The organism is Streptomyces africanus, from assembly GCF_002150735.1.
GTDB lineage: Bacteria > Actinomycetota > Actinomycetes > Streptomycetales > Streptomycetaceae > Streptomyces > Streptomyces africanus.
Genome location: NZ_MUKA01000214.1, coordinates 20,698 through 28,290, shown reverse-complemented (window position 1 = coordinate 28,290; position 7,593 = coordinate 20,698). Strand labels below are relative to the sequence as shown.

At 72.2% G+C, this 7,593-nt stretch carries 5 protein-coding genes; 1 reads left to right on the top strand and 4 read right to left on the bottom strand.

Going from position 1 to position 7,593, the window contains the following annotated elements:
• Together CCL05_RS25240 and CCL05_RS25235 are read right to left on the bottom strand one after the other, a co-directional pair.
• The coding region (locus CCL05_RS25240; protein ID WP_244204396.1) for an AfsR/SARP family transcriptional regulator at window positions 1–1,476 on the bottom strand (1,476 nt) is incomplete at its 3' end.
• Window positions 1,477–1,836: 360 nt separating this feature from the next.
• Window positions 1,837–2,730 (bottom strand): glycosyltransferase family 2 protein, encoded by an 894-nt coding sequence (locus CCL05_RS25235; RefSeq protein WP_086562780.1) that lies wholly within the window; start codon window positions 2,728–2,730, stop codon window positions 1,837–1,839.
• Window positions 2,731–2,938: 208 nt separating this feature from the next.
• Between CCL05_RS25235 and CCL05_RS25230 the strand changes: the two genes are divergently transcribed.
• Window positions 2,939–3,820, top strand: a complete 882-nt coding sequence (locus CCL05_RS25230) for an AraC family transcriptional regulator (protein ID WP_086562779.1) — start codon at window positions 2,939–2,941, stop codon at window positions 3,818–3,820.
• A 67-nt stretch (window positions 3,821–3,887) separates the two neighbouring features.
• On the opposite strand, the gene CCL05_RS25225 is transcribed toward CCL05_RS25230, so the two are convergent.
• A complete protein-coding gene (locus tag CCL05_RS25225; protein WP_086562783.1) occupies window positions 3,888–5,351 on the bottom strand; it encodes an amino acid permease in 1,464 nt (487 codons plus the stop codon).
• A 229-nt stretch (window positions 5,352–5,580) separates the two neighbouring features.
• Window positions 5,581–7,215 carry a PucR family transcriptional regulator gene (locus CCL05_RS25220; protein WP_244204395.1) on the bottom strand — a complete coding sequence of 545 codons (1,635 nt, stop codon included), beginning with the start codon at window positions 7,213–7,215 and terminating at the stop codon, window positions 5,581–5,583.
• Window positions 7,216–7,593 lie beyond the last annotated feature (378 nt).

Here is a 7,593-nt window from a genome sequence, read left to right as displayed (position 1 = left end):
CCGGGCGGCGAGCCGCGCGGCGACGACGCGCAGGGCCAGGGGGAGGCGGCCGGTGAGCTCGACGAGGCGGCGGGCGGCGTCCGAGCCGTCCAGCCCGGCCCGGCCCGAGGCCGCGACCAGGAGCGCCGCGCTCTCCTCGTCCGACAGCGGGCCGAGCGGGAAGCGGGCGACGCCGTCGAGGGCGGTGAGCGGCGAACGGCTGGTGACGATCACCGCGCACCCGGCGCCGCCCGGCAGCAGCGGCCGTATCTGCGCGGCGCTCGCGGCGTCGTCCAGCACCAGGAGCGTGCGGGTCGGCGCGAGCAGCGAGCGCAGCAGCGCGGATGCCGCGTCGGGGCGTTCGGGGATGCGGCAGGGCTCGGCCCCGAGGTCACGCAGCAGGGCGGTGAGCGCCTGACCAGGGGTGAGAGGGGCCATGCCCGGGGTCGCACCGTGCAGGTCGAGGTAGAGCTGCCCATCGGGGAAACGTTCCGCCAACTCGTGTGCGACGTGCAGCGCGAGTGCGCTCTTGCCGACGCCGGGCATGCCGCTGATGACGGCGGTGGCGGGGAGCGTCCCCGGTGTCGTGAGGGTGCGGCGCAGGGAGGCGCGTTCGGCGGTACGTCCCGTGAAATGCGCCGGTGGCGGGGGAAGCTGAGCAGGCCGCGGTGGAGCGGACGAGGGCGACGCGGCGACCTGCAGCACCTCCACATGAGCCTCCCGCACCCCCGGCCCCGGCTCGACGCCGAGCTGGTCGACCAGCCGGGTGCGCAGATCGCGGTGGACGGCCAGGGCCTCGGCCTGGCGGCCGGTCCGGTGCAGGGCGAGCATGAGCTGGCGGTGGTACACCTCCCGCAGCGGATACTCGGCGGTCAACGCGGCCAGCTCCGGCACGAGCCCGTCCAGACGCGGGCCGCCCAGCGCCAGCTCGGCGTCGTAGCGCCACTCCAGAAGCAGCAGCCGGGCCTCGCGCAACCGTCGTGCGAAGGCGTACCCGCCCACCTCGGAGGGCAGCCCGGCGAGCGGTGTGGCCCGCCAGAGTCCGAGCGCGGCGGCGCACTCACGCACGACGCGCTCCCACTCCTGCCCCGCGTGCGCGGCCCGCGCCGCGGCGACACGGGTCTCGAACACATGGACGTCCAGCTCACCCTCGTCGACCCGCAGCACATACCCGGACGGCACGGTCCGCAGCCGCTCGGGATCGTCGAGCAACCGCCGCAACCGGGCTACGTGGTTGTGCAGCGAGGCCTGGGCGGAAACGGGCGGCGCCCCGCCCCACAGCGCGTCCTTGAGCGACTCGACGGAGACGACCCGTCCGGCGTCGAGCAGCAACGCGGCCAGCAGCACACGGGACTTGGGGCTCGCGACATCCCGGACTTCCCTCCGGCCGGATCCGCCGGTGTCGTGGTACAGCACCGGCGGCCCGAGCAGCCCGAACCGCAGCCCGCACCGCCCCTCGGATCCGTCCTCGCTGCCCGAACAGGCAGATGCCCCCATCACGCCCCCGTCTCCCCGTGCCACCGCCCTTGACGGGTTTCCGCCCCCGGGGCAGCGGTTTTCCGCCACCTTCGTCCTCACGTTCTCCACCGGGACGCCCCCGCACAGGCCGTCGTCCGTCCTGGTTCGGCGACTTCACGCCAATCGGCAGACGACGCAACGGCGAACCGTTGGCCACATGTTAGCGATCCGTTGGCAAACCCTGATGTGATCACCACGTCGGATCTGGCCCGGCGGCGCGCGCGTCTGGACGCGCAACTCGGGGGAGTGTCGCCGCCGCGGCCGGGTCCGGGTCCCGGTCGGCAGAGGTGAACGGCCGGGGCCCCACCAACTTCCCGCCGCCCGGCGAAGTCCTCGGCGTCAGATGACCGGCGGCCGCCCCAGCCGTGTCAGCCGCCACACCGTCCGCCAGCGCATGGGCCGCCGCTCACCCGCCGACTCCCGTACGCCTTCCACGAACCCGCCGAACCATGCCCGCAGCCCCGCACGCGACCGGTTCCGTGCGAGGGTGAGCAGCACCCAGATGCCCAGGTGGACGGGGACGAGCGCGAGCGGCAGCCGGCGGCGGGCCAGCCAGACCCGGTTGCGGGCGTTCACCCGGTAGTAGATGGCGTGCCGGGCGGGCGAGGTCTTCGGGTGCTGGAGCAGCAGTTCGGGCGCGTACAGGATGCGCCAGCCCGCGTCGGCCGCGCGCCAGGCCAGGTCGGTCTCCTCGTGCGCGAAGAAGAACTCCGCGGGCCAGTCGCCGACTTCGTCCAGCATGGCCATCCGCAGCGCGTGCCCGCCGCCGAGGAATCCGGTGACGTATCCGCCCCGCAGGGGGTCGGAGTTGCCGATCCGGGGCACGTGCCGCTGCTGCGTCTCGCCCAGTTCGTCGGCGATGCGGAAGCCGACGATGCCGAGCCGCTCGTCGGCGGCGTACAACTCCCGCACGCGGCGCAGCACATCGGCGTCGACGAGCAGCCCGTCGTCGTCCAGATCCACGACGACGTCGATGTCGCCGAACTCCCGCAGCCGCGCGAGGGCCGCGTTCCGGCCGCCGGGACAGCCGAGGTTCTCGTCGAGCTCGATCGGGGTGACCTCGCCGGGCAGCGACAGCCGCCGGGCGAACTCGGGCAGCGCGCAGCCGTTGCCGACGATGACGATCCGCTCGGGCGGCACATCCTGCTTGGCCACGGACCGCAGCAGCGCGTCGACCTCCTCGGGCCGGTTGCCCATCGTCACCACGGCGACGGCGATCCTGGGCGCCCCCATGTCCTCACCTCGTCCCGGTCGGCGACTGACGGATTGCCGGGCGATGCTAGCCGTTCACGGTAAAGACCCTCTAAGTACGCCTGCCGGACGGCGGTGCGCCTACGCCGTTCGGCGGATGCGGCACCCGACCCGATCGGGCACAGGATGTCGGGTGCGGCAGGGGGCGCGCTGCCTAGCGTGGTGATCACCGAAGAGGAAGGAACCGGGTGTGCTGGAGCGGCTCAACCAGGCGATGGAGCACATCGAGCGCCGTCTCGACGGCTCTGTGGACGGCGCCGAACTGGCGCGGATCGCGACCACGTCCGAGTACCACCTGCGCCGGATGTTCTCCGCGCTGGCAGGCATGCCCCTGTCGGAGTACATCCGCCGCCGCCGGCTGACGGTCGCGGGCGCGGAGGTGCTCGCGGGCGACGGGACGCTGCTGGAGATCGCGGTGCGCTACGGCTACGGCTCGGGCGAGGCGTTCGCACGGGCGTTCCGCGCGATGCACGGCGTGGGTCCGGGCGAGGCCCGGCGCACCGGCGCCGCGCTCGTCTCCCAGCCCCGGCTGACCTTCCGCCTCACCGTCGAAGGGAGCAGCAGCATGCACTACCGAGTAGTGGACCGCCCGGCCTTCACCGTCGCCGGCTTCAAGGCCCGGGTACCGCTCGTGCACTCGGGCCCGAACCAGGCGATCATCGATTTCGTCCGCGGGCTCGACAAACAGGCCCTGGAGCAGCTCGGAAAGCTCTCGGACCAGGAGCCGCACGGCATCGTCGCGGTCTGCGACGACCTGGACCCGAGCCGCGCCGAGGGCACCGAACTCGACTACTACCAGGCGGCGCTCACCACGGCGTCCGCCCCGGCCGATGCCCCCGCGGGCATCACCACCCTGCCCGTGCCGCCCGGCGCCTGGGCGGTCTTCACCACCTCCGGCCCGGCACCACGGGCCATCCAGGAGCTGTGGCGGGACGTGTTCACCGAGTGGTTCCCGTCCAACCCGTACCGCAGCCGCCCCGGCCCCGAGATCCTGCGGACCGGCCTCTCGGCGGACGGGACGCAGGCGGACGCCGAGCTGTGGCTGCCGGTGGAACGGGAGACCAGCCGCTGAACGCCGAGAGCCCCGGGCCGGAAGCGGTCCGGCCCGGGGCTCCAGGGCGGACACGCCCTGGGGGCGGCTACCGCGGCGCGACCGGCTCCGCGGTGTCCTTCCGGCGGGTCCGCTCCCGGACCAGCGAGATGGCGATCACCACCGCGGCGACGAGCACCGAGAGCAGCACCTGGCTGCGGCCGCCGCCCTCCTTGTCGTCGGTGAGCATGTAGAGGAGCACGAACGTGATCATCCCGATCGTCGCCCAGGTCAGATAGGGGAACAGCCACATCCGGACGACGAGCTTCTCCGGGCTCTCGCGCAGGATGATCCCCCGCATCTTCAGCTGCGAGAAGCAGATGACCAGCCACACGAAGAGCGCGACGGCACCCGAGGAGTTCAGCAGGAACTGGAAGACCGTGTCCGGCCACAGGTAGTTGAAGCCGACCGCCACGAAGCCGAAGACCACGGAGGCCAGGATCGCGGCCTGCGGGACGCCTCGGGTGTTCGTCCGCGCGAAGGACCGCGGGGCGTCGCCGCGCTGTCCGAGGGAGAAGGCCATCCGGGATGCGGTGTAGAGGCCGGAGTTGAGACAGGACAGCACGGCGGTCAGCACGATGAAGTTCATGATCTCGCCGGCGTGCGGGATGCCGATCGAGTCGAGGGCCGCCACGTACGAGCCCTTCTTCTCGATCGCGGGGTCGTTCCACGGCAGCAGGGCGACCACGACGAGGATCGAGCCGACGTAGAAGACGCCGACGCGCCAGATGACGCTCCTGGTGGCCTTGGCCACCGCTCGCCGCGCGTCCGAGGACTCACCGGCGGCGAGGGTGACGATCTCGCTGCCCATGAAGGAGAAGACGACCAGCAGGATGCCGGTGAGGATCGCTCCCGGCCCGTTCGGCAGGAAACCGCCGTGCTCGGTGAGGTTTCCGAATCCCGTCGCGGCATGGTCGGAGCCGGGCAGCACACCGAAGATCGCCAGCCCGCCGAGCACGATGAAGCCCGTGATGGCGACGACCTTGATGCCGGCGAACCAGAACTCGAACTCGCCGAAGGAGCCGACCGAGGCCAGGTTGGTGGCGGTGAGGACCGTCATCACGATCAGGGCCCAGGCCCACTGCGGTACCGCCGGCACCCACCCTTCCAGGATGACGGCGCCCGCGGTCGCCTCCACGGCGAGTACGACGACCCAGAAGAACCAGTACAGCCAGCCGATCGAGAACCCGGCCCAGCGGCCGAGCGCCCGGTCCGCGTAGGCCGAGAAGGACCCGGAGGTCGGGTTGGCCGCGGCCATCTCGCCCAGCATCCGCATCACGAAGACGACGAGCGCACCGACCAGTGCGTAGGACACCAGGATGCCGGGCCCGGCGGCGGCGATGCCGGAGGCGGAGCCCACGAAGAGACCCGCGCCGATCACCCCGCCGATGGCGATCATGGACAGATGGCGGTTCTTGAGACCGGCCCGCAGGCCTGCCTGCTGCTCCGGAGGCTGACCACTGGTGGGTTGAGCGGTGTCAGGGGCCACTGAGCCAGGGGGACGTGTAGTCATGTCGACATCCATGGGGTCGTTGGGAGTGCCGTGCTGTGCGTCAGGAGGGACGGCCGGGGCACTGACGATTCCCGGAAGCGTTCACGGTGCGGTTCGCGTGGGGAGTGGGCCGCATCACGTGCGGAAATGGATTTGCGCAAGCGTATGGGGGCTCATGGGGCCACATGTTTGTGAAGGCTGAACAAACTCGCCCGTGATGGCTGTACGACCGGCCAATGCGCCAACCGGGTCAGCCGGTGGGCGGCAGCCGCAGCTGGAGCATGGCCAGCAGCCGCTGGTCGGGACGGCTGAGATCGAGGCCGGTCAGCTGCTCGGCCCGGCGAAGGCGGTACCGCAGCGTGTTGGGGTGCACATGGAGCTGTGCGGCCGCCGCCCGTATGTCACCGAAGGAGTTCAGGTACGTCAGGAGCGTCTCGGCGAGCCGGCCCTGGTGCCGGGTGTCGTGCGAGACCAGGGCGGTCAGCCGGGGATCCCGTATCTCGGGGCGGTCGGAGAGCAGCGTCAGTATCTCGCTGACCAGCACCTCCGCCTGGATGTCCGGCAGCGCGGCGACCGCGACGGTCACTCCGGCGCTCACCATGGCGTCGAGGATGCGGTCGGCCTCCCGGCGTGACTCGGGGACCTCCCCGAGCCCCGGCACCGTGCAGCCGACCGAGCCGCGCAGGGGCAGGCCCAGGTGGCGGCGCGCGGCGTCGGTGATCTCCTGGGTCCAGCCGCGCAGCGTGTCCGTGTCGATGCCGCGGGGCAGCTGGGGCAGCAGCACGTAGATCCGGGGATCGACCTGGGTGACCAGGGCGCTGCGGTGCCGGGCGGCGATGTGCACGGAGACCAGGTTGGTGACCTCGGAGTGGGTCAGTTCCGGTGCGGCGACACCTCCCGGGGTCTCGTACGCCTCTGTGGTCCCGTACGAGAAACCCAGCACGGCGGCCGGGCGGGTGGCGTCGAAACCCAGGTGCGTGGCCAGCGGCTGCGGTCCGGTGCTGCCGTCCAGGAGTCCGGCCAGCAGGGTCCGGGTGAGCGTCACGTCGTCCGAGAGTTCCCGGCGACGGCGTACGAGATGGAGCGCCGCGACCCGGGCGGCGCCCAGCAGCGCCTGGCGGGAGCGTTCGGACAGCGGAATCGAGCCCTCCTGCACCCAGATGGTGCCCAGCTGCCGGTCCCCGGACCGGATGGCCACCGCGAGCCGGCGGCGGATGCCCAGCTCGGGGTGGCTGTCGATACCGATCACCTCGTCGCTGGAGTGCAGGTGCTGGAAGACACCCCACTCGCGCAGCTTCGCCAGATACCCTTCCGGCCCCTGCCAGCCGAGGATGGAGCGCCGGCGCAGGTCGTCCGCCTCGTCGGAGTCGGTGGTGCGGGAGTAGGCCAGCACCCGGTTCGCGGTGTCCTCGATGCTGACGATGCCGCTGGTGAGGATGGCGGTGGTCTGGGCGAGCGAGAACAGGTCGCCCTCCTCGGCCCCCATGCCGGGCTCGCCCGGCGGTGCGTCGTCGAGGGCGGCCCGGGCCAGCGCGTTCACCTGCTCCCAGCGCGCTTCGCTGCGCAGCGAGAGCAGGGCGACCCCGGCCTCGGCGGCGGTCTCGCTGAGCGCCGCGGCCTGGCCGGGCCCGTCCAGCTTGACCACGACGGCGGCGGCTCCGTCCCGCCCGGCGGCCCGCAGCGCGGGAAAGGCGGCCCGGCCACGGGCACCGATCACCAGAACCAGCTCGCCCGGCTGTGCGGTCGGCGGATCCTCGGGATCGAGCAGCGAGACCCCGCGGATCTCGACGTCCAGCCCGGCGGGGGCGGCCTGCACCTCCACCAGCGAATCCCCCAGCACCATCAGCAACTGCCGCAGGCCGATGCTCGCTGCGGTGGAAGACACTGCGGCCGGATCCATGATCGTCGCCTCTGCTGGGAGCCATGCCGGGGCTCCGATGCTAGCTGTAGGGGTGACGGGACCTGGCAGGAGCATGCCGACCACTCCGCTGCCCGGCATCCACCCCCGGTCTGGCGGACCTGACGGAATCCCGTCATGGGACCGAGCTTCCCCCAGCCGTCGGAGAGCTTCGCCTCTCGCGCCGCCCTGCGGGTCATAGCTCGCACGCTCGATGTCTTGGCGGTCAGGGCGCCGACGGGCCCCGCCCGTTTCAGGAAGCCGGCGCCGACCGCTGCGAGGCCGGACAGCGGCAACGTGGCGAAGGAGACCAACCCATACAGCGTGGGGCCAGACGACCAGGGACTCGGTGGCCTGCTAGGACCG